The following is a 23,954-nucleotide window of genomic DNA, read 5'->3' on the forward strand; positions in this document are numbered from 1 at the left end:
GTGGATCAACCGGTCGTCATCCGTTCGAGGCGGACTTCTTGCGCGACCCGGGCATATCGGCGAACACCACGCTGCCCTCCGTCCGGGCGCCGAACAGCGAGGCCCCGGTGGCCCCTCCCGAACAGCCGTTGCCGAACGTGAACCCGCAGCTGCCCTTTTCGTTGAAGCTGTCCTCCACCATCTCCTTGTGCGACGACGGAACGACGAAGCGATCCTCGTAATTCGCGATCGCCATGACCTGATACATCTGCTCGACCTGCTCCGCCGTCAGCCCTGCCTTGCGAAGCAGCAGCTCGTCGGCGACGCCGTGCACGGTCTGCGCACGCTTGTAAGCGCGCATCGTGAGCATCCGGTTCAGCGCGGCGACGACAGGCGCCTCGTCACCCGCCGTCAACAGGTTCGCCAGGTAGCGCATCGGTATGCGCAGGCTCTGCACATCCGGAATCACGCCGTCCATGCCGATGTGGCCTGCGTCCGCGGCAGACTGAATGGGCGACAGAGGCGGGACATACCACACCATCGGCAGCGTCCGATACTCCGGATGCAGCGGGAACGCAACCTTCCACTCGCACGCCATGCGATAGACCGGCGAGCGCACTGCCGCATCCAGCCAGCTTTGCGAGATGCCCTGGCGCAACGCCTCGGCGCGCACCTCCGGATCGGACGGATCGAGGAACAGATCGAGCTGAGCCTGATAGAGATCCGTGGGCGCCTCGACTGCCGCGGCGCTGGAAATACGATCCGCGTCATAGAGCATCACGCCCAGGTAGCGGATGCGCCCCACGCAGGTCTCCGAGCACACGGTCGGCTGGCCGGCCTCCAGCCTCGGAAAACAAAATATGCATTTTTCCGCCTTTCCCGACTTCCAGTTGAAGTACATCTTCTTGTACGGGCAACCGGAAATACACATCCGCCAGCCACGGCACTTGTCCTGGTCGACGAGCACGATCCCGTCATCCTCGCGCTTGTAGACCGAGCCCGACGGGCATGATGCGACGCATGCCGGGTTCAGGCAATGCTCGCACAGGCGCGGCAGGTACATCATGAAGGTGTTCTCGAAGCTCGAGTACATCTCCTTTTGCACGTTCTCGAACAGCTGGTCCCGGCTGCGCGACTCGAATTCCCCGCCCAGATCGTCTTCCCAGTTCGGCCCCCAGTGAATCTTTTCCATCTTCTTGCCGGTCAGCACCGACACCGGACGCGCCGTGGGCGGCGTCTGCGAGAGCGGCGCCTTCTGCAAATGCTCGTAATCGTAGGTGAACGGCTCGTAGTAATCGTCGATCGCCGGCAGATTGGGGTTCGCGAACAGATTCGCGAGCAGCTTCAGCTTCGCTCCCTGACGCGGTTCGATGCGTCCTTCGCCCTTGCGTACCCAACCGCCCTGCCACTTCTCCTGGTTCTCCCATTCCTTCGGATAGCCGATACCCGGCTTCGTCTCGACGTTGTTGAACCACGCGTACTCGACGCCGTCGCGGGAAGTCCATACGTTCTTGCACGTCACGGAACACGTATGGCAGCCAATGCACTTGTCCAGATTCAGGACCATCGCCACCTGGGCGCGGATTTTCATGATGCGGCTCCTTCCTTCAGCGGCCCTTCCAACCATTCGACCTTTTTCATCTTTCGCACGATCACGTATTCGTCCCGGTTGCTGCCCACGGTCCCGTAATAGTTGAAGCCGTAGGCTTGCTGCGCGTAACCGCCGATCATGTGCGTGGGCTTGAGCACGGTGCGCGTGACCGAGTTGTGGATGCCGCCGCGCATGCCGCTCGTCTCGGCGCCCGGTACATTGATGATCTTCTCCTGCGCGTGATACATGAGGCACATGCCGCGCGGCACCCGCTGGCTGACCACCACGCGCGCCGTGAGCGTGCCGTTCACGTTGAACACCTCGACCCAGTCGTTGTCCCGGATGCCGGCTTCCTTCGCCTCGGACTCCGACACCCAGACATGCGGCCCGCCGCGCGAGAGCGTGAGCATGCGCAGGTTGTCCGTGTACGTGGAGTGGATGCCCCATTTCTGGTGCGGCGTGATCCAGTTGAGCACCAGTTCATGCTCGCCGTTCGGCTTCGCGCCGAGCATCGGCGAGATCGTCTTGGTGTCGATTGCCGGCTTGTACACGCACGAACCTTCGCCGAAGTCCAGCATCCATCGATGGTCCTGATAGAACTGCTGCCGGCCCGTCAGCGTGCGCCATGGAATCAGCTCGTGCACGTTCGTGTAGCCGGCGTTGTAGCTGACCTCTTCCGATTCGAGCCCCGACCACGTGGGCGCGGAAATGATCTTGCGCGGCTGGGCCTGCACGTCGCGAAAGCGAATCTTGTCGTGCTCGCGGCCGTTGGCCAGGTGCGTATGCGCGCGCCCGGTGATCTTCGAGAGCGCCTCCCACGCCTTGACTGCAACGTGACCGTTGGTCTCGGGCGCAAACGTCAGGATCATTTCGGCGGCGTCGATTGCCGTTTCGAGCCGCGGACGGCCAGCGCTCACCCCCGCGCGGTGGGCTCTTCCGGTGAGCTGCGCAAGCTCGTCGACCTCGTGCGCCGTATTCCAGTTGATCCCCTTGCCGCCGTTGCCGAGCTTGTCGAGCAGCGGGCCGACTGTTGTGAACTTGTTGAAGATTTCACGGTAGTCCCGCTCGACGAGCGTCATCGAAGGCGCCGTCTTGCCGGGCACCAGGTCGCATTCGCCGTGGCGCCAGTCCTTCGGCTCGAATGCCTGGCCGAGCTCGCCCGGCGTGTCATGCATCAGCGGCGTGCAGACGAGATCGGTACGCGTGCCCAGATGCGCGCCGCCGATCTCCGAGAACTTCCGGGCGATGGCCTTGTAGATTTCCCAATCGCTTCGGCTTTCCCACAGCGGCTGCACTGCCTCCGACAGCGGGTGAATGAACGGATGCATGTCCGACGTGTTGAGATCGTCCTTCTCGTAGAAGGTCGCGCTCGGCAGCACGATGTCGCCGTACAGGCATGTGGTGCTCATGCGGAAATCGAGCACCGTCAGCAGATCCAGCTTCCCTTCCGCGGCGTCGCGCACCTTCACCTCGGCAGGCTTGATCGCATCGGCCTCGTCGCCGAACAACGCGTTCTGCGTGCCCAGCAGATACTTGAGGAAATATTCGTGTCCCTTGCCCGAGCTGCCCAGGATGTTCGAGCGCCAGACGAACATGTTGCGCGGAAAGTTCACCGGATTGTCCGGGTCGTCGCAGGCGAAGTTCAGCGCACCGGACTTGAGCTGCTCGACTGCATATTCGATCGGCTCGTATCCCGCGCGCTTCGCGGCGTCGACCACATCGAGCGGATTTGCGCCGAGCTGCGGTGCCGACGGCAGCCACCCCATGCGCTCCGACTTCGCGTTCAGGTCGAGCATTGACAGCTTGCCGTAACGCCCGCGGTCGGCCGTCGGCGACAGGATTTCATCGAGCCCCACCTTTTCGTGGCGCCATTGACTCGTATGGTTGTAGAAGAACGACGTACCGTTCATCTGCCTCGGCGGGCGCGACCAGTCGAGCGCGAACGCGAGCGGCGCCCAGCCGAACTGCGGGCGCAGCTTCTCCTGGCCGACATAGTGTGCCCAGCCGCCGCCGCTCTGCCCGATGCAGCCGCACATCATCAACAGATTGATGATGCCGCGGTAAATCATGTCGTTGTGGTACCAGTGATTGAGCGCCGCGCCGACGATCACCATGCTTCGGCCGTGCGTACGGTCGGCATTGTCGGCAAATTCGCGCGCAACCTGGATCACCAACTTGCGCGGCACGGTCGTGTGCTTTTCCTGCCATGCCGGCGTGTACGGCACGTCGTCGTCGAACGACGCGGCCACGTTCGGGCCGCCCAAACCCTGGTCGACTCCGTAGTTGGCCAACTGCAGGTCGTACACGGTCGCCACCAGCGCGCTCGTGCCGTCCACCAGCGCCACGCGCCGCACCGGCACGCGGCGCGCGAGCAACGCATCCCGTTCGCCGCCGAAATAGGGAAAGCTCACCTCGATGACATCATCGTGCGCGTCGACCAGCGAGAGTCGCGGGTCAATCGTGCGTGTGCTGCCGCCGTCCTTGAGTTCGAGGTTCCAGCGGCCCACTTTCTCGCCGTCGTTATGTTCGCCTTCACCCCAGCGAAAACCGATCGAGCCGTTCGGTGCCACGATGTCGCCGCTCGTCGCGTCGAACACGAGCGTTTTCCATTGCGGATGGTTCGCTTCGTCGAGATTGCCGGCGAGCTGCGACGCGCGCAGAAACTGGTCCGGGACCCACGCGCCGTCGTTTTCGCGCAGTACGACCAGCATCGGCATATCGGTATACTGCTTGACGTAATCGCGGAAGTACGCCGACTTGCCGGTCGCGTGGAACTCCTTGAGCACCACGTGACCCATCGCCATCGCGAGCGCCGCGTCGGTCCCCTGCTTCGGCGCGAGCCAGATGTCGCCGAACTTGACCATTTCGCCGAAGTCCGACGAAACCGCCACCGTCTTCGTTCCCTTGTAGCGCACCTCGGTGTAGAAATGCGCATCCGGCGTCCGGGTTTGCGGCACGTTCGAGCCCCACACCATCAGGTAGGTGGAGTTGTACCAGTCCGCCGATTCGGGAACGTCGGTCTGCTCGCCCCACACTTGCGGCGATGCAGGCGGCAGGTCGCAGTACCAGTCGTAGAAGGACAGGCAGGTCCCGCCAATCAGGCTCAGGTATCGCGCACCTGCGGCATAGGACACCATCGACATGGCCGGAATCGGCGAGAAGCCGACTACGCGGTCGGGGCCGTACTTCCCGATCGTATGCGCGTTGGCCGCGGCGATGATTTCGGTGGCGGTGTCCCAGTCCGCGCGCACGAAGCCGCCGAGCCCCCGCACGCTCTTGTAGCGTTTCGCCTTGACGGGATCCTCGCAGATCGATGCCCAGGCCGCGACCGGGTCCAGCGTCCGGCGCGCCTCGCGCCACATTTCCATCAGGCGGCCGCGGATCATCGGATACTTGACGCGCTGCGCCGAGTACACATACCAGCTATACGACGCGCCGCGCGGGCAGCCGCGCGGCTCGTGATTGGGCAGGTCGGCACGCGTGCGCGGGTAGTCGGTCTGCTGCGTTTCCCACGTGATCAGGCCGTTCTTGACATAGACCTTCCACGAGCACGATCCCGTGCAGTTCACGCCATGCGTCGAGCGCACGATCTTGTCGTGTTGCCATCGGCTGCGATAACCGTTTTCCCATTTGCGATCTTCATCCACCACCGCGCCATGCCCACCTGAAAAGGTCGACTTGACGCGCGACATGAACTTCAACCGGTCCAGAAAGTGACTCATTCGTATCTCCGGGCTTGGCAAGCGCGCGCTGCACGTATGTGCACCTGCGCGGCCACTGATGCGACGGTTAGAGTGTATGGGCGCGATGGTCCGCTACCCATTCCTCGAAGGGAGCAGGTATGCCGGTGCATCCGGACTAGTGGCCGACTTCGGCCACTCCGCATGGACTAGTCCGAAAGACGTAGCCGGCGGCCGTCGTCAGCACGGCATGCCGGCATTGCGCCGGGCGTAGCAGAACCACGTCACCGCGGCGCAGACGACATAGAAACCAATGAAGCAGTACAGCGCCATGACGGGCGACCCCGTCAGGTTCAGCGAGGTCCCGAAACTTTTCGGAATGAAGAACCCGCCATACGCGCCGATGGCTGCGGTAAACCCGAGCACCGCGGCCGATTCCTTGCCCGCCTCGCGAAGCAACTCCGCCCGGCGATGTTCGGGCTGGCCTTCCGCCTCGCGCTGTTTCTGTGTCAGGAAAATCACCGGGATCATCCGGAACGTCGAGCCGTTGCCGATGCCGGTCAGCGCGAACAGCACGATGAACATCGCGAGGAAACCGGCGAAATTACCGCCCGTCCCGCCGCTCGGCAGGAACGCGATGACGCCGGCGACCGCCGCGATCATGGCGATGAACGTCCACAGCGTCACGCGCGCGCCGCCGAGCCGATCCGAGATCCAGCCGCCGACCGGACGCGTCAGCGCGCCGGCCAGCGGCCCGAGAAACGCGTAAGTAGTCGGGTTGACCGCCGGAAACTCCGCCTTCGTCAGCAATGCGAGACCTGCCGAAAAGCCGATGAACGAGCCGAAGGTACCGATATAGAGCACGCACATCAGCCAGTTGTGCCGACGTTTGAAGATCACGGCCTGCTCGGCGAACGAAGCCTTCGCGTCCGCGATGTCGTTCATGCCGAACCACGCCACGATCGCCGTCAGCGCGATGAACGGCACCCACACGAAGCCCGCGTTCTGCAACCAGATGCGGTGCTCGACGCCATGGCTGACGACCGTCTGACCGTCACCGAAGAACCCGCTGAGCAAGGCGGTCGACACCACGAGCGGCGTGACGAACTGCACCGCCGACACACCGAGATTGCCGATCCCGGCGTTCATCCCGGTTGCGAAACCTTTCTTCGATTTCGGAAAGAAGAAGCTGATGTTGGCCATGGACGAGCTGAAGTTCGCCCCGCCCAGGCCGCACAGCAATGCGAATGCCAGCAGCGTCGAATAGCTCGTCGACGGGTCACGCAGCGCAAAACCCATCCCGAGCGCCGGAATCAGCAGGCTCGCGGTCGAGATCGCGGTAAAGCGCCGTCCACCGAAGATCGGCACGAGGAACGAGTAAAAAATGCGCAGCGTTGCGCCGGACACCGCGGGCAGCGCGGTGAGCCAGAACAGTTGGTCTTTCGAGAAATGGAATCCGCCCTTGTCGAGGTTCACGACCACGACGCTCCATAGCGACCAGACGACGAACGCCAGCATCAGCGCGGGAATCGAAATCCAAAGGTTGCGGCGTGCGACGGCTTCGCCGCTCGCCTTCCAGAAGCTCGTATTCTCGGGCTCCCATTGGGTAAGAAGATATCTGGACATGGTATTTGCTCGATGAGATGGCGCGCGCGAAGCGCGTGATACATAGGAAATTGCATTCAGCCTGCGTGTTGACCGTCACCGTCCGCCACACTCGTGCGCGCGGAACGTGAAACGCATCCAGATGAGACTGACGGCCGTGGCGCCGAACATCAGCATGAAGCAGGAGCTGTTCACGCCGGTAACGTCCTTCAGCAATCCGAACATGATGGGCAAGAGGAAGCCGGCCAATCCGCCGACAAGGCCGACCATGCCGGATACCGCGCCGATGTTCGTGGAAAAATCGTCGGAGACGTACTTGAAAACGGATGCCTTTCCGATTGCCATCGCCACACCGACAACGAACATCAGCACCGTGTAAGCGACGGGCCCCGTCGAGATACGGAATGCGAGCGGGCCGTTGGCCGCATGGATGACAAAGTCGGTATCGGGGTAGCTGAGCAGGAAGAAGCAGGCGAGCGTCGTCCACATCACGGCCTGTGTCGTCCGCCGGGCGCCGAGACGATCCGACAACCAGCCGCCCAGCGCGCGCAACACGCCGCCCGGCAGCGAAAAACAAGCGGCAAGAAACGCGGCATGCTGGATGTCGAAGCCATACTGGTTCACGTAGTATTGAGGCATCCACAAGGCCAGGCCGACATAACCGCCAAATACGACGGAGTAGTACTGCGAGTAGCGCAGCACGCGCCGATCCGTCAGCACGCGCATCTGGCTGCCGAAACTCTGCTTTGCCGGATTTCGATGGGAAGGATCCGAAGCGGACACGAGCAGGAAGCCAAGCGCGGTGATCAGCATCGCCACGGAATAGACCTTGGGCACGATGGTCCAGGTGCCCGCGGCGAGCATGAGTGCCGGGGCGGCGAACTTGTTGAGTGCGGCGCCCGAATTACCCGCGCCGAATATGCCCATCGCCAGACCCTGGCGCGACTTCGGAAACCAGCGGGCAACATAGGGCGTACCCACCGAAAACGTGGCTCCCGCCAATCCGATGAACAAACCCAGCACGAGAAATTGCCAGAGTTCGGTGGCGTACGAGATCAGCCAGATTGGCAGCACGGTGACGATCATCGCGCCAAAGAAGACGATACGGCCTCCGAAACGGTCCGACCATACGCCGAGCGGCACACGCGCAAGTGAGCCGGTAAGCACCGGCGTGGCCACGACCAGTCCGAACTCCGTGTCCGTCAGATGCAGCTGCTGTTTGAGCGGAATGCCGAGAATGGCAAAGATCATCCAGATCGCGAAGCAGATCGTGAATGAAAAAGTGCTTGCGCCCAGTACGCGCCACGCCCGGTTATCCCGTGCCGTGTCGGTGGCGGTCGGCAGTCTGGCCACGCTCATCGTGCGATCCTCATTGTCCTGAAGGGTTTCATGACAAGGGTAGAGAGGATCGGTGGCCTGGCCTATCCGCCGATAGGACAGCGAGACAATCAGTCGCTACGTATGGCGGACTAATCCGAACGATGTATGCCTTCCGTCACGCGAGCGTCATGCGGACGATCTCGACCAACGGAACACCCGCCGCACAGTGGCCCAATACCTCGAGCTCTCGTTTCGAGCGTCCGAGTTCCGGCTCCGGTGTCTCGCGCTACCCATGTGATGCCGATAACGAACGAACGCATAACGGCACGGATGGCCGAACTGCCCGGCCAACACACATACGTTGACAACTCTCAAGGTCCGCATGCATCTCCGTGCCATCCTGCGTTCGCTCGGACGCCGGATACCGCACAATGTATTCGGCAAGACGTCTCGATATAAACAACGGAGTTCTAAATGATCGATAACCAGGCCGGGCATCCGAAAGCCGAAGACGTTGCTCGACCCGGGCACGCGCCGGACGATGTACTTGGCGTAATCGAGCTTCCCGCACCGGATCTTCTGGGCAGCGCCACGCTGATGACCGCGCTGGCTCGTCGCGCCAGCGCCCGCGAGTTTTCTCCCGGCGTGCTGCCTGACTGGATGATCGGCGAGATGCTCTGGGCCGCATCGGGCATCAACCGGATGTTCGCGTCGGGACAGACTGCGCCAGTGAAGCGCGACCTCTATCACATCGACATTTACGCGGTACTGCCCAGTGGGGTCTACCGTTACGAAGCACTCGCGCACTGCCTGATCCTCAGGCGTGCGCTCGACGCTCGCGCGCTGACGGGCTCCCAGGATTTCGTTGCGGGCGCACCGTTGAACCTGGTCTATGTCGTCGTGGACAAGAATGGATCCCGCGAGCGATCGGCCGAAACCGCAACGTCGTCGCTGATCACGGTCGGATGCATCGCCCAGAACGTGTCGCTGTACTGTGCCGCGACCGGGCTTGCCTCCGTGATACGCGGCGAGTTCGTCGCCGGCCCGCTCGCCGGCGCACTGGGTCTGGTCGATGGCGAAGCCCCCGTGCTTGCGCAATCCATCGGGCAGCCGCTCGGGTTCCGTCATGAAGCCGGCCGTTCATGATGCGCGTCTGGAGCGGCAATCGCCGATGCCGCGACGTCACGGCCATCTCTGCGGCAATGTAGTCGCCATACACGCGCGGCCAGCAGCATGATCTCGTCGCGAAGCCCGTCCTTGACCAATACCGGCCGCTTCGCGCAGACGCTCCGTCGCGATCTCGCATATTGCAACATTGCGAGCAATGAAGGAGACCGGCCGTGACCTTCGCGCGAGCCTTTCCCCCTCGATCGCTGCGCAACTTTCTGAGCCCGCTGCTGGCCCGGCCGCCCGCAGTCGCTTAGGTGCCGCGCTCAATCGATTGATGCTGACTGACCTCGATCCGCTCACGCGCACGCGCATGGAAAACCGCCTGTACGTCATCGATGTCCCGGACATCAGCATCGAGATCGGTCTCACGCTGACCACCCGGCGCTTTGAAGCGCGTCCGCCCAACGATCAGGCTGATTTGCGTATCACGGCGACCGGCCGCGATTTGCTCATGCTGGCCACGAGAGAGATCGACGCGGATAGCATGTTCTTCAATCGGCGCCTGGTGTTGCAGGGCGATACAGAACTCGGCCTGACCGTGCGAAACGTAGTCGACGCATTCGATTTCGAATCCACACCGCAACGGCGCTTGCTGTTTTCCACGTTACGCGTTGCGTCGCAACTCGCTGCGCGACCGGACGGATGGCCGAATCAATGGGATCGAGGACCGCGGCCGACGTTGATGGCTCGCCGGCCGCGGTCCTCGCGTCGGTCTACTCACGCGTTATACGCAAACGTCGCCATCATCCCGGCTGCCATGTGATACAGATGATGGCAATGGAAGGCCCACTGGCCGACATTATCGGCATCGGTTGCGATCGTGACCGAACGCCCGGGCGGCACCAGAACGGTATCTCTCACCGCGCCGGCAAAGCGGCGGCCGTCGATCGCGACGACCTGGAAGCGATGTCCGTGCAGGTGCATGGGATGCGCCATCATGCTCGTGTTGCGCAGTGTCACCTCGACCCGATCTCCGCGATCGACGGCAAGCCGACGCTGGACTTCCAGGCCCCAGCGGTAGGTAGCCATGTCGCCGGTGAGCGCCATGTCGAACGCTTTGTCCACCCGCCGCGGCGCAAGCGGCGCGAGGGCACGCAGCCGCGATTCGAGGCCGAGATCGAGAACCGGCCCCGCTGCTGCTGCGGCCGCAGCCAGCTTCGCCACCCTTGCGCCCTTCGTCCGCAACACAATGCCGGTGCGCTCCCGCTCGCCTTCGCGTAGCGCGAAAATCGGGAACGCGCCGGATTCGGCGGGAAGTTGCAGGCGCACGTCAACGCGCTGCGCCATGCTCAGGGGGAAGCGCCTGCCGCGAATCGGTTGCACCGGCTGGCCATCGACCGCGACGAGCGTGCCCTCGAGCCGGCCGAAATCGACCGTGAAGGCCGTTGCGGTCGCCCCGTTGATCACGCGCACCCGCAACCGGCCACCGCGCTCGACGGGCACGACCTCGGGATCGTCGAGCGTGCGGTCGTTCGCCAGATAGGCATCGTAGTCGATGTCGTTCAGGTCCATCGCCAGCGCGGCGGCACGCATCGGCATGCTGCCCATCGAGCCATGCCCGCCGGACATATCCATGCCAACCATGCCATGATGGCCCGTGATCGTCGCGGCGCCGTCTCCATGCCCGCCGGAATGCGCGCCGTGGCCACCGCCGGCGGCTTGGCCCTGCGTCAGTTCGGCGAGGAGTTCCTGCGGCGACCTGAACGAAAAATCATGCAGCAGGATGACGATCTCCTGCTCATCGCGTTTCCCGTGGTCCACGTCGTCGACGATCAGCGGCGCCGCGAGAAGCTGCTGCTCCTGCAGCGTGTGGGCATGCATCCAGTAGGTTCCCGCGCCGCCCACCGGAAAATTGAAGTGGCGGGAAGCACCTGCGGCGATGGACGGAAGCGGCGCGTCGAGCACGCCATCGCTCTGCCACGGAGGCGTGAGACCGTGCCAGTGAACGCTGGTTGGCTCGGTCAACTCGTTACGCAGGATGACGTCGAACATCCGTCCTTCACGCAGCCGGATACCGGCCGTGCCATCCGCCTGCTGAATGCCGTAGACGCTGGCCGCGCGGCCGTTCACCTCGATCGTCCGACGCACGACGGCAAGCTGCGTCGACGCGGCCGTGTCGATGGCGGGCTCGGCGCCAGCCTGCGCGGCCTGGCTCAACGCGGGCCGCAATGCCAGTGCGGCTGCGCCGGCGATGGCGCCCTTGAGAAATCCGCGCCGGCCCATCGCCGGCATCTTCGGTGCCGCGATACGCGGCTCATCGATAACGTTCTTCATTTTTCCTCTCGTACAGTCGATTGGACAGTCCGTCGGACTGCCGAAACACCAAGGCACGCACGACGGGCATGCCGGGATCGTCAGGAGAGGAACGACGAAGGTGGACGGTCGATACCGGTCGTCAGGAAACTCGGCACGGCATCGGAAACGGGGCGAAGGACGTTGCGCCCCACGGCGTCGAAACCGGGCGGCACGATAGTGGGGGCCGCGGCGGCCAGACCGGTGCAGCACGAGGTACTCGCGCGACACTGGTCGACCGCGTGTGCGCAATGGGCGACTGTCGCGCCGACGTGCCGGCACTGCGCGCGGACCATGACGGCGGCATCCTCACGTACCGCTGCCGGCGTATGGCGCATGACCTGCGTCGGCGTGCCGACTGCCGGTGCGGCTTCGCAATGCGGCCGCACTGCTCCGGCCAGCCCAATCGGCAGGCTCAGGATCAACAGCATTGCGAAAAGGAACGTGCGCCAGCGAAGCATCGAAATCTTGACTGTGAAGAACGGCTGAAGTCTAGACGCTTCCATGGCGGGAACGTCAAGTGCCTTTTTGTCGCGCCACCTTTATTCCAGCGCTCGGCGGCAAAACCTCAAGACAGGAAAAAAGTCCCGCCACGACAGGCGGGACAAAAACCAGAGAGCGATTGAGAAAGTCAGGGGTGCCCTCCTGCTCTCACCCGATATGGAAGAAAGCGCAAAATCGGGCCCACATATTATGCAAAGCGATACGACCCGTAGCCATCATATAAATCAGAAAACAGTTCGTTTACCGATACATTGGATTGCGACGAGTTGTCCATGCCATTACCGTCAGGTTGTTGCCACTCATACCCCATTACGATTCTTGTCCAATATCAAGGCGCGTGAGCATTCCAATACCCGATCAGCATAACGATTGGTTAAATTGCTTGTTTAGAAAATCAAAACCGTATAAATCACGCTCACGTGAATCGAAACGGCGGGCCCTGGAAAACACTCGTTGCCCGATTGCTCGCCGGCACAATACGGAAATCACCAAGGTGCCATTCCGATGTTAACAGTTTGTACTCCTCCCAGATGGGATCGACCACTGGCCTTTCGTGCCGCCGTGATCGCCGTTGTGCTCTCACTCGCGGCCTGCGGCGGCGACCAGGACGAAGTGCCTGCGCAGAGCGCGAGTGTCGTCGTCGCGGTTGAGCCGCATCCGGATGAATCCGATACCACGCGAATTCATCCTGAGGATGCCATCGCACCGTCAATCGACGCATCAGCTGACAAGTCGGCCGGTGCAATGGCGGACGTGCGTCCGGACGAGTCCGACGCCGCACAAGTCAACACTACCGACGCGATCGAGCCATCGGGCGACGCACTGGTGTCCACCAGTGCGTCCGACTCGGTCGAATCGGAATCGACCACAAATGGCTATTTGTCCCTGAAGAATGCGGAAACGGGTGGAAACCAGTGCCTGGCGCTGCACCCCAACGACACCACCGTGGCATTCGCCGCGTGCATGAACCAGCCTTCCCAAGGATGGGTGTTCGTAAAGGATGGGCGCTACTTCCGGATACACAACGCGCGTGCCGATCTGGAGGGCAAGAAACTTTGCTTGCGCGCCTACTCGAGTTCCGCGGTCAAGATGGACGCCTGCTCGGGTGACGGCTATACCTCGATGCGCCAGTGGACGGTGATCCCGAATCTCGACGGCAGCATTTCGCTGCGCAACAAATATCGCAGCGATCTGGGGCGCGACGAAATGCTCGCCGCTTCGCCCGCGTCGCTGGCCACCGCCATGGGAGCGGCCACCGACGACGCAGTGAACAAATGGTTTTTCGACGGAACGATTCCGTCACCCAGCCGCCCCGTGATCGGGAGTAAATCGATACTGCTGCTGGTCACGCACTTCAGCGGCGACAACCCCGTTGCCGCCGAGCCGGTCAGAAAGGCGGTGTTCGGGGACGGCGAAGACTACAGTTCGTTGCGGCATTACCTTCAGCTCGCTTCCCGTGGAAAGCTCCGGATCTCGGGTACCATGCTCTCCGGCCTGGACATCGGCGAACGGCCAGCTACCTGCGACTCGACCGCGCTGCTCAATGCCGCTAGAAGCGCCGCGCGCGCCAGTGGTGTGGAGCCCGGTTCCTTCGACTACCTGTTCGTCGAAACGTCCGGCATGACGGCGTGCAACTGGGCGGGCCTCGCGGCCAGTCCCGGCAACTGGATTCTGTCGAACAGGAGCGGGCACAAGTACTGGATGTGGACCCACGAATTCGGCCACAACCTGGGCGCGAGCCACCCCAACTCACGAACGGCGTGCCCGGAGTCCGGCAGCGAAATCCGGCTCGGCAGCGCCTGCACGAGCGGCGGCATCGACGATCCCAGCGACACCGTCGGCGGCGGAGGCCGAAGGCTGTACCCGGTCGACTACCATCTGTACGCTGGCTGGCTGAGTGACGACGAGGTGCCGGTCATCCGCGAGCCGGGTACCTATCGACTCGCACCGCTCTGGCAAGAAGGGCGCGCGCAGGGTTACCGCATCCTGCGCTCGGACGGTTCCTGGCTGTTGCTGGAGTTCCGCCAGCCCGGCATCAAGTTCGAGGATTGGGCACCGACGGACCCGTTTGTCAGCGGCGTGATCGTACGCGAGATGCGATACAGGAACAGCAATATCCACAACTATCTGGTGGATACAACCCCAGCAACTTCTTCGATGAAAGATGCGCCGCTCACGCCGAACCGGTCGCTTTACGACGAACTTTCGGGTAAGCGCCTAACCGTGAAATCGGTCGATAGCCAGGGGGCTGTGATCGTTCTTGAAAACGTCACGAGCTGATCGCGCCGACCACCGAGCGCCACGCGGCCGACCTGAATGCGGTCGCGCGGCCCGCGCTCGACGTGCAGCCACCTATGCCGATCAGATCAGGCTCGTGTTTCGCCGGTCGACTGATTCAATCAATTATTTCGCCATCCGAAATGATGTCAGGTGGCACGACGCCTGTAACCAGAACGCCGAGCGGCGGGCAGGCATCGAAGGTCGATGACCGTGACGGCGGCGCCCCACCAAAATTTCTAAGTTAATTGATTTCCCAATGAATCGACGCACGGTATCGTCCGGCGATTCATCAGACCAAACCAACACATAAGGGAAACTATCCGATGAAGCCTATCAAGCGCCTCGCCCTTCTCGCGCTGCCGGCCAGCACACTGCTCGCATCCAATGCTCACGCACAGAGCAGCGTCACGTTGTACGGTATCGTCGACGCGGGCATCGCATTCGTACGCAACGTGCAGGACGCGAACGGCCGGAGCCCGTCGAACGTCGTCAAATTCAGTAGCGGCAACTTGTCCGGCAGCCGCTGGGGCCTGCGCGGCACGGAAAACCTGGGCGGGGGTCTCTCCGCGCTGTTCCAGCTCGAAAACGGCTTCAACATCGGCACCGGCGCGCTCGGCCAGGGCCAGCGCGAATTCGGCCGCAAGGCCGTCGTCGGCCTCGCGAGCAGCACGTACGGCACCGTGACGCTCGGCCGCCAATACGATCCGGTCACCGATCTCGTGCAGGGCCTCACCGAGGACAACTACTTCGGCGGCGTGTTCGCGACGCCGGGCGACCTCGACAACTACGACAACAGCCTGCGCGTCAGCAACTCGGTGAAGTACACGAGCCCGCTGATCTCGGGCTTCCAGTTCGCGGCACTGTACGGCTTCGGCGGCGTCGCGGGCGCCACCGGCAACGGCCGCACGTACAGCTTCGGCGCAAGCTACGCGAACGGCCCGCTGTCGCTCGGCGCCGGCTTCTTCTACGCGAACGGCGGCTCGACGGTCGCGAATGGCGTGCGCACGTGGTCGAGCAGCTCGGACACGCTGTTCAACACCGTGATCAACCAGGGCTTCTCGAGCGCGAAGTCGATCCAGATCGTGCGCGTGGCCGGCCAGTACGTGGCCGGTCCGGCAACCTTCGGCCTCGCGTATTCGAACACGCAGTACGGCACGGACACGTTGTCGGCGTTCACCCAGAACGCGAAGTTCAACAACGGTTCGGTGTTCTTCAACTGGCAGTTCACGTCGGCGCTGCGCGCGGGCGTCGGCTACAACTACACGTCGCTGACGGGCCCGGCCTCGGCGCACTACAACCAGATCAACTTCGGTACGAACTACGCACTGTCGAAGCGCACCGATCTCTATGCACTGTTCGGCTATCAGAAGGCAAGCGGCCGAACGCTCAACACAGGCGGCAAGGTGGTGAACGCAACGGCATCGATCGGCTCGTACGGTGCGAATTCCGGAACGGACTCGCAGGAGCTCGCAATTGTCGGAGTTCGCCACAAGTTCTGAGTACGCCTGAAGCGCAACTGCGCCGCCTCACAAACGACGAGCAGCAACACGTGAACGCGGCGCAGCTTTCCGGCCGGTTTAATCCCACCTAGGGACGACCAAGCGGAACCTACGCAAGCGTACCCTTCGACGGATCCAGTAGTTGCTCGGCACGGTAGTGCGCCGCCACCAGGGCGGCCATGATCGCGCCGGCTGACGTGCCCGCCACGCCCTCTACCTTCAAACCGAGGTCGTTAATGGCGGCAAGACCGCCAACATGGGAAATCCCTCGCGCACCGCCCCCCTGCACACACGGACCTCGTGTTGGCTGTGCCGCCTTGCAGGTTCATCCCTGCGTATCAGACGCTCGGTGCATTTGCCACCGCAGGCAGACAACGCTCGAGTATCAGTCGGATTCGATCGGCAAGGCAAAGGCCGGCGTGCCGACATGCTGCACCTGCTCCAGCGCTTCAAGGTAGCGATGGACAGGCACTGCAGCAAGTTGCTCATCATGGACAAGAAGCAACGGTTCGAGTGCAGCCCGCTCAGCGTCCGTCAAGATCCACGCGTCCCCGCGTTCTACCCGCGCAATGCACTGAGCGAGTGCGGAATCCGCGCAGCGATATAGTTCGGCTTCGCCGTCGGCCCGTAAGTGGAACGCGAGTGTGAGCATATTGGACAGCGTGGCGATCGACTCAACGTCACCGCATCCGCTACATAGCGCTGCAAACGCGAGATGGTGCTTGAGCGACAAGCGGCGGACCTGGTCGGCGGGAAGTGGGAGCAATTGCACCTTCGTCAGCGGTCGGCGGCGCAAGGCGGAGTGTTTTCGCATGCTTTAGACGGTTCAAACAACAGAACGGGTGGTCCAGCGGATATCGCCGACGTCACGCGTCGGCGAAGCTCCGTGCCGCGAGCACGAACTCACGAACAGCGGTCGAGTCGCTATTCCTGGACTGAGGTGCGCTCCACGTTTGTCGCGAACTTGGGGCCGGGCGTGGATTGTACAAACACTGTCTGGACAATTCGGTCGACCGGCAAATCAAGTCACACGCGTGCACCCGCGCGAACGCGACGACGCCGGCGTTCTCACGGGGGGCGGCCCCGCATAGGCGGCCAGGCGCAACTCGCACGATGTCACGATCCGTTCACCGCGTCCTTAAACGCCTTGCCGGCCGCGAACTTCACAGTATTTGCCGCGGCAATGGCGATCTCCTCGCCCGTCGTCGGATTGCGACCGGTACGCGCCGAGCGCTGCCCCCGCGAAAACGCCCCAAAACCGACGAGCTGCACCGCTTCGTCGCGGCTCACCGCGTCCATGATTGCATCCAACACCGCCTGGACGGTTTTACTCGCGTCGCTTTTGCTGACGCCCGCGCCCGCCGCGACTGCGTCGATGAGTTCCTGTTTGTTCATGGACTTGTCCGGCTCATAAAGTCAAAGTCGCCCCCTACCGTATCCAACGGTCAACACGCAAACCGCAGGAGCGCAATGCAGCCAGTACCCGCCGGAACCTGCACTCTTCCACTCGTGGCAACGGGCGCAGCTACCAGCGCGGACCGAGGGAACGACCATCGGTACCCGGTGGCCACCGCACCTGCCCCCATGGGCACCCACAGCAGTGGAATTTCTCGAGGGAACAGTCGTGCAGCACGACATCTTCGTCGGTTCGCAGGCACTTTTAACCGCGATGACTCGTATTAGCAGGGTTACGTTTCATGTGTCGCGCGCTCCCTCGCTACGACTAGGTAAGCAAGGGAACTCGCGGTTGGGATATACGTGGACGACACATCGGCGGGTAACCCGCGGGCCGATCGCAATGCTGCAATGAAGTGATCTAAGGGATGCCTGATCGGCTCGTCGGAGTGGCCGATTGCCGGACGTTGCACCCTGTTTGCCGAAGACTGGGTTCATATCCGCTATTCCGAGACGTCGCGCTTACGTCGCAGGTCCGAAACTCCGGAAGCATTTCGATCCGACGCCAGGCTATCGACAAGCAAAATATAATAGCCAAACACGCTCAAAATGATGCACCGAACAACACTTTTTCGCGATGCTGCATACTTTGGTGTCTCTGAAACCGCTTTACCTTGTTGCTGCAGACTTTGTTGTGCCCCGATAACGGGCAAAAAAAAGCGCCACGGAGACCGTGGCGCTAAAAAAGTTCTAGCCATTCCGAGGGCCGTGCTAGAACCTGAGAGACTGCGCGAAACACCGTTGCCGGTTAAACTCCTGAAACGATGTTTCGAAAACGTGAGACATTCTTTCCGTTTCCGCCCGACAAGTCAAGCGGTATTTGCACCGGCTTATGCACTTTCCGGCAATGCTCCTTTGAGCATTTTCCTAATAAACCAAGGGTGAACCCGCAAAATCTCATCCAATGACCAGTTCACCCGCGAAACATGCATCCTTTGACAATCATCCTACAATACCAACAAAATTGAAATCGAGTTTCGGAAATAGAGAGAATCCCTCGTGTCGACAACTGTAACCTCTTCCGCGTCCCGGGACCGTGAATCGTCGCCCGACGAGATCACCGCGCTCGCCCGCGGCCTTGCCGTGCTGCGCCGCATCGCGGCTGCCGACGCGCCCGTCAGCAACCGCGAGCTGACCGAACTGACCGGCATCCCGAAGCCGACCGTGTCGCGCATCACCGCGACGCTGGTCAGCGCCGGCTTCCTGTTCCAGTTGCCCGACAGCGAGCGCTTCGTGCTCACCGCGTCGGTGCTCGAACTGAGCCACGGCTTCCTGCGCAACTTCGACATCCGCGCGCGTTCGCGGCCGTTCATGATCGAGCTGGCCGAACGCACGTCGCTGTCCGTGCACCTTGCGGTGCGCGACCGGCTCGACATGGTCGCGATCGACGTGATCCGGCCGCGCTCGGCCGTGCTCGTCACGCGCCTCGAAATCGGCTCGCGGATGGATATCGCCCGCACGGCCGTCGGCCGCGCGTATCTCGCGGCACTCGAGGACGACGAGCGGCGCCAGCTGCTCGATTCGCTGCGCACGACGGCCGGCGACGACTGGCCGCACGTGTCCGCAAGACTCAATCCCGCGCTCGACGAAGCGATGCGCGAAGGCCACGCGATCGCGATCGGCGAATGGCGCGAGGGCCTGAATGCGGTCGCGGCCGGTTTCGTCGGCCCGTCGGGCCAGCGCTATTCGGTGAATTGCGGCGGCGCGTCGCACCAGTGTCCGCCCGAATGGCTACGGGAACATGTCGTACCCGCACTGCACGAATGCATCGCGAAAATCACCCGCGAGATCGGCGGCGCGCCGGCCCGGCGCAACAGCGTGTAATCGTTCCGTCATCGTCCTGTCGCGTTCCGTCGCGTTCTGTAACGACCGTAACCCGTTGAAAGATAGACGACTGGACTGTAACGGGGACGGCACGTAGGATCATGCCCATCGTCGCGCCGCATTCGCGGTGCGCACAGCTCTTTTCCCGCGCGGGTCGGGTGGGCACCGGACCGAGCCGGGTTGCCCCTCCCGGCACCGCTCGCCCACGCGCGGCCAAGCGCAGTCCGATTCCCGGCACGCCGCGCCGTCTTCCCGACAGAACACGATGGATAACGAACAAAATCCCACGCCCCCTTCGAAAGATCCCGCCTCTCCCGCCGCACGGCGCCCGCGCCGCACGCTGATGATCGGGACGCTCGCGGTCGTCGTCATCGGCGGCCTGCTGTGGTGGCACCCGTGGAATCGCACGTCGGCGGCCACGCCGGGTGCCGGCAGCGCGGCCCAGGGCGCGAGCGGCGCCGGCGGCCATCGCGGCCGCGGCGGCCCCGCCGCGATGGCGAACGTTCCGCAGCCCGTGCAGGTGGCGACCGCGACGCAGGGCGAGATGCCGATCGTGCTGTCCGCGCTCGGCACCGTGACGCCGCTCGCGAACGTGACGGTGAAGACGCAGTTGTCGGGCTATCTGCAGTCGGTGTCGTTCCAGGAAGGCCAGATCGTCAAGAAAGGCGACGTGCTCGCGCAGATCGACCCGCGCCCGTACCAGGTGTCGCTCGAGAACGCCGAAGGCACGTTCGCGCGCGACTCGGCACTGCTCGCGACGGCGCGCCTCGACCTGAAGCGCTACCAGACGCTGCTGTCGCAGGACTCGATCGCGTCGCAAACCGTCGATACGCAGAAATCGCTCGTCAAGCAGTACGAAGGCGTGGTGAAGACCGACCAGGCCGCGATCGATTCCGCTAAGCTGAACCTTACGTATGCGCGCATCACGGCGCCCGTGTCGGGCCGCGTCGGCCTGCGCCAGGTCGACCCCGGCAACTACGTGACGCCGGGCGACAGCACCGGCATCGTCGTGATCACGCAGTTGCAGCCGATGAGCGTGATCTTCACGACATCGGAAGACAACCTGCCGCAGATCCTCAAGCAGGTGAACGCGGGCCAGAAACTGTCGGTCACCGCGTACAACCGCAACAACACGGTGCCGCTCGAGACGGGCTCGCTCGCGACGCTCGACAACCAGATCGACACGAGCACGGGCACGGTCAAGCTGCGCGCGAACTTCGATAACAAGGAAGGCATGCTGTTCCCGAATCAGTTCGTGAACACGCGGCTGCTCGTCGACGTGATGCGCGATGCGACGATCGTGCCGACGTCCGCGGTGCTGACGGGTTCGATCGGCCAGTTCGTCTACGTCGTGAAACCCGACAACACGGTGACGGTGCGCAAGGTCAAGCCCGGCCCGGTCGACGGCGAGCGCACGAGCATCGTCAGCGGCATCGCGCTCGGCGAGCGCGTGGTGACCGACGGCTCCGACCGCCTGCGCGAAGGCGCGAAGATCTCGATCCCGGCCGACAAGCCGAAAGGCGCGTCGGGCGCGCGCGGCGCCGGCGCGGCGTCGGGCGCATCGGGCGCCGGCGGCCATCGCGGCGGACACCAGCACGGCGCGTCGCAAGCAGCGGCCCGATAACGCGCGGGCCGCTCGATGAATCCATCCCGCCTCTTCATTCTCCGGCCGGTCGGCACCGCCCTCCTGATGGCGGCGATCATGCTGGCCGGCCTCGTCGCGCTGCGCTTCCTGCCGCTCGCCGCGCTGCCCGAGGTCGACTACCCGACGATCCAGGTGCAGACCTTCTACCCGGGCGCGAGCCCGGAGGTGATGACCTCGTCGGTCACCGCGCCGCTCGAACGGCAGTTCGGGCAGATGCCGTCGCTGAACCAGATGTCGTCGCAAAGCTCGGCCGGCGCGTCGGTGATCACGCTGCAGTTCTCGCTCGACCTGCCGCTCGACATCGCCGAACAGGAAGTGCAGGCCGCGATCAACGCGGCCGGCAACCTGCTGCCGTCCGACCTCCCTGCCCCGCCGATCTACGCGAAGGTCAACCCGGCCGACGCGCCGGTGATCACGCTCGCCGTCAAGTCGAAGACGCTGCCGCTCACGCAGGTGCAGGATCTGGCCGACACGCGCCTCGCGATGAAGATCTCGCAGATCGCGGGCGTCGGCCTCGTCAGCCTGTCGGGCGGCAACCGCCCGGCCGTGCGGATCCAGGCGAACCCGACCGCGCTCGCGCAGTACGGGATGAACCTCGACGACCTGCGCACGACGATCTCGAACCTGAACGTGAACACGCCGAAGGGCAACTTCGACGGCCCGACGCGCGCCTACACGATCAACGCGAACGACCAGCTCACGAGCGCCGACCAGTACAACAGCGCCGTCGTCGCGTACAAGAACGGCCGCCCGGTGATGCTCACCGACGTCGCGACGGTCGTCGCCGGCTCGGAGAACACCAAGCTCGGCGCGTGGGTGAATTCGGAGCCCGCGATCATCCTGAACGTGCAGCGCCAGCCCGGCGCGAACGTGATCCAGACGGTGGACGCGATCAAGGCGCAGTTGCCGAAGCTGCAGGAAACGCTGCCGGCCGCGCTCGACGTGCAGATCGTCACCGACCGCACGACGATGATCCGCGCGGCCGTGCGCGACGTGCAGTTCGAGCTGCTGCTCGCGGTCGGGCTGGTCGTGCTGGTGATGTACCTGTTCCTCGCGAACGTCTACGCGACGATCATCCCGAGCCTGTCGGTGCCGCTGTCGCTGATCGGCACGCTCGCGGTGATGTACCTGGCCGGCTTCTCGCTGAACAACCTGTCGCTGATGGCGCTCACCATCGCGACCGGCTTCGTCGTCGACGACGCGATCGTGATGATCGAGAACATCGCGCGCTACGTCGAGGAAGGCGAATCGGGGCTCGAGGCCGCGCTGAAGGGCTCGCGGCAGATCGGTTTCACGATCATCTCGCTGACGGTGTCGCTGATCGCGGTGCTGATCCCGCTGCTGTTCATGGGCGACGTGGTCGGGCGCCTGTTCCACGAATTCGCGATCACGCTCGCGGTGACGATCGTGATCTCGGCGATCGTGTCGCTCACGCTCGTGCCGATGATGTGCGCGAAGCTGCTGCGCCATTCGCCGCCGCCGGAGAGCCACCGCTTCGAGGCGCGCGTGCACCAGACGATCGACTGGGTGATCGCGCGCTACGCGGTCGCGCTCGAATGGGTGCTGAACCGCCAGCGCTCGACGCTCGTCGTCGCGCTGCTGACGCTCGTGCTGACCGGCCTGCTTTACGTATACATACCGAAGGGCTTCTTCCCCGCGCAGGACACCGGCGTGATCCAGGCGATCACGCAGGCGCCGCAGTCGATCTCGTACGGCGCGATGGCCGAACGCCAGCAGGCGCTCGCGACCGAGATCCTGAAGGACCCGAACGTCGAAAGCCTCACGTCGTTCATCGGCGTCGACGGCAGCAACATCACGCTGAACAGCGGCCGGATGCTGATCAACCTGAAGGCGCGCGACGAGCGCTCCGAGACGGCGGCGCAGATCATCCGCGACCTGCAGCACCGCGTCGCGAACATCACGGGCATTTCGCTGTTCATGCAGTCGGTGCAGGACCTGACGATCGACTCGACCGTCAGCCCGACGCAGTACCAGTTCATGCTGACGAGCCCGAATTCGGACGAGTTCGCGACCTGGGTGCCGAAGCTCGTCGCACGGCTGCAGCAGGAGCCGTCGCTCGCCGACGTCGCGACCGACCTGCAGAGCAACGGCCAGTCCGTCTACATCGAGATCGACCGCGCGAGCGCCGCGCGCTTCGGCATCACGCCGGCGACCGTCGACAACGCGCTGTACGACGCGTTCGGCCAGCGCATCGTGTCGACCATCTTCACGCAGTCGAACCAGTACCGCGTGATTCTCGAGTCCGAACCGAAGGAGCAGCACTACGCGAAATCGCTGAACGACATCTACCTGCCGTCGGCCGGCGGCGGCCAGGTGCCGCTGTCGTCGATCGCGTCGTTCCACGAGCGGCCGTCGCCGCTGCTGGTCGCGCACCTGTCGCAGTTCCCGTCGACGACGATCTCGTTCAACCTCGCGCCCGGCGCGTCGCTCGGCGAGGCCGTCAAGGCAATCGAGGCCGCCGAGAAGGACATCGCGCTGCCCGCGTCGTTCCAGACGCGCTTCCAGGGCGCGGCACTCGCGTTCCAGGCATCGCTGTCTAATCAGGTTTTCCTGATCCTCGCGGCAATCATCACGATGTACATCGTGCTCGGCGTGCTGTACGAAAGCTACATCCACCCGATCACGATCCTGTCGACGCTGCCGTCGGCCGGCGTCGGCGCGCTGCTCGCGCTGATGATCACCGGGCACGACCTCGACATCATCGGGATCATCGGCATCGTGTTGCTGATCGGCATCGTGAAGAAGAACGCGATCATGATGATCGACTTCGCGCTCGACGCCGAACGCAACGAAGGCAAGCCGCCGCGCGAGGCGATCTTCCAGGCATGCCTGCTGCGCTTCCGGCCGATCCTGATGACGACGCTCGCCGCGCTGCTCGGCGCGGTGCCGCTGATCGTCGGCTCCGGCGCGGGCTCCGAGCTGCGCCAGCCGCTCGGGATCGCGATCGCCGGCGGCCTGATCGTGTCGCAGGTGCTGACGCTGTTCACGACGCCCGTGATCTATCTCGGCTTCGACTCGCTCGCGCGCCGCGTGCGCGGCTGGTTCGAACGCCACGGCCCCGCTGCCGGCACGCGCACGGATGCCTAAGC

At 63.6% G+C, this 23,954-nt stretch carries 16 protein-coding genes; 7 read left to right on the forward strand and 9 right to left on the reverse strand.

Annotated elements, in window-relative coordinates; all coding sequences use genetic code 11:
- Positions 1–16 precede the first annotated feature (16 nt).
- From narH to AC3WLY_RS17150, 4 genes are all read right to left on the reverse strand, one after another.
- Complete coding sequence (gene narH, locus AC3WLY_RS17135; protein WP_492309192.1) at positions 17–1,570, reverse strand: nitrate reductase subunit beta; 1,554 nt, start codon at positions 1,568–1,570, stop codon at positions 17–19.
- Entirely contained in the window at positions 1,567–5,292 is a 3,726-nt protein-coding gene (locus tag AC3WLY_RS17140) for a nitrate reductase subunit alpha (RefSeq protein WP_492309191.1), read from the reverse strand. The genes narH and AC3WLY_RS17140 overlap by 4 nt, the downstream gene beginning before the upstream one ends.
- Positions 5,293–5,490: 198 nt before the next feature.
- A complete protein-coding gene (locus tag AC3WLY_RS17145; protein ID WP_492309190.1) occupies positions 5,491–6,876 on the reverse strand; it encodes a NarK family nitrate/nitrite MFS transporter in 1,386 nt (461 codons plus the stop codon).
- A 75-nt stretch (positions 6,877–6,951) separates the two neighbouring features.
- Entirely contained in the window at positions 6,952–8,214 is a 1,263-nt protein-coding gene (locus tag AC3WLY_RS17150; RefSeq protein WP_492309189.1) for an MFS transporter, read from the reverse strand.
- A gap of 435 nt (positions 8,215–8,649) precedes the next feature.
- Between AC3WLY_RS17150 and AC3WLY_RS17155 the strand changes: the two genes are divergently transcribed.
- Both AC3WLY_RS17155 and ubiT read left to right on the forward strand, forming a co-directional pair.
- Positions 8,650–9,321 carry a nitroreductase family protein gene (locus AC3WLY_RS17155; protein WP_492309188.1) on the forward strand — a complete coding sequence of 224 codons (672 nt, stop codon included), beginning with the start codon at positions 8,650–8,652 and terminating at the stop codon, positions 9,319–9,321.
- 178 nt (positions 9,322–9,499) lie between these two features.
- On the forward strand, positions 9,500–10,108 hold the full coding sequence (gene ubiT / locus AC3WLY_RS17160; RefSeq protein ID WP_492309187.1) for a ubiquinone anaerobic biosynthesis accessory factor UbiT: 609 nt from the start codon (positions 9,500–9,502) through the stop codon (positions 10,106–10,108).
- Here the strand turns inward: ubiT and AC3WLY_RS17165 are convergent.
- A complete protein-coding gene (locus tag AC3WLY_RS17165) occupies positions 10,063–11,619 on the reverse strand; it encodes a multicopper oxidase family protein (protein ID WP_492309186.1) in 1,557 nt (518 codons plus the stop codon). The two genes, ubiT and AC3WLY_RS17165, sit on opposite strands and share 46 nt — an antisense overlap.
- Positions 11,620–11,699: 80 nt before the next feature.
- Positions 11,700–12,143 (reverse strand): hypothetical protein, encoded by a 444-nt coding sequence (locus AC3WLY_RS17170; RefSeq protein ID WP_492309185.1) that lies wholly within the window; start codon positions 12,141–12,143, stop codon positions 11,700–11,702.
- Positions 12,144–12,702: 559 nt separating this feature from the next.
- Between AC3WLY_RS17170 and AC3WLY_RS17175 the strand changes: the two genes are divergently transcribed.
- Positions 12,703–14,421 carry a carbohydrate-binding protein gene (locus AC3WLY_RS17175; RefSeq protein WP_492309184.1) on the forward strand — a complete coding sequence of 573 codons (1,719 nt, stop codon included), beginning with the start codon at positions 12,703–12,705 and terminating at the stop codon, positions 14,419–14,421.
- Between the two features lie 323 nt (positions 14,422–14,744).
- A complete protein-coding gene (locus tag AC3WLY_RS17180) occupies positions 14,745–15,920 on the forward strand; it encodes a porin (protein WP_492309183.1) in 1,176 nt (391 codons plus the stop codon).
- 109 nt (positions 15,921–16,029) lie between these two features.
- Here the strand turns inward: AC3WLY_RS17180 and AC3WLY_RS17185 are convergent, their stop codons facing one another.
- From AC3WLY_RS17185 to AC3WLY_RS17195, 3 genes are all read right to left on the reverse strand, one after another.
- Positions 16,030–16,209 (reverse strand): patatin-like phospholipase family protein, encoded by a 180-nt coding sequence (locus AC3WLY_RS17185; RefSeq protein ID WP_492309182.1) that lies wholly within the window; start codon positions 16,207–16,209, stop codon positions 16,030–16,032.
- Positions 16,210–16,305: 96 nt separating this feature from the next.
- Positions 16,306–16,734, reverse strand: a complete 429-nt coding sequence (locus AC3WLY_RS17190) for a hypothetical protein (RefSeq protein WP_492309181.1) — start codon at positions 16,732–16,734, stop codon at positions 16,306–16,308.
- Positions 16,735–17,036: 302 nt separating this feature from the next.
- Positions 17,037–17,315, reverse strand: coding sequence for an HU family DNA-binding protein (locus AC3WLY_RS17195; protein WP_492309180.1), 279 nt, complete (start codon positions 17,313–17,315; stop codon positions 17,037–17,039).
- Positions 17,316–18,374: 1,059 nt separating this feature from the next.
- Here AC3WLY_RS17195 and AC3WLY_RS17200 point away from each other — a divergent pair.
- The 3 genes from AC3WLY_RS17200 to AC3WLY_RS17210 all read left to right on the forward strand — a co-directional run bounded on the left by AC3WLY_RS17200 (position 18,375) and on the right by AC3WLY_RS17210 (position 23,952).
- Entirely contained in the window at positions 18,375–19,199 is an 825-nt protein-coding gene (locus AC3WLY_RS17200; RefSeq protein ID WP_175962349.1) for an IclR family transcriptional regulator, read from the forward strand.
- A gap of 265 nt (positions 19,200–19,464) precedes the next feature.
- On the forward strand, positions 19,465–20,823 hold the full coding sequence (locus tag AC3WLY_RS17205; protein WP_492309179.1) for an MdtA/MuxA family multidrug efflux RND transporter periplasmic adaptor subunit: 1,359 nt from the start codon (positions 19,465–19,467) through the stop codon (positions 20,821–20,823).
- Positions 20,824–20,838: 15 nt separating this feature from the next.
- A complete protein-coding gene (locus AC3WLY_RS17210) occupies positions 20,839–23,952 on the forward strand; it encodes an MdtB/MuxB family multidrug efflux RND transporter permease subunit (protein ID WP_492309178.1) in 3,114 nt (1,037 codons plus the stop codon).
- The last annotated feature ends 2 nt before the right edge of the window (positions 23,953–23,954 follow it).

The sequence above is a fragment of the Burkholderia sp. FW306-1C-G01B genome (genome assembly GCF_058781685.1).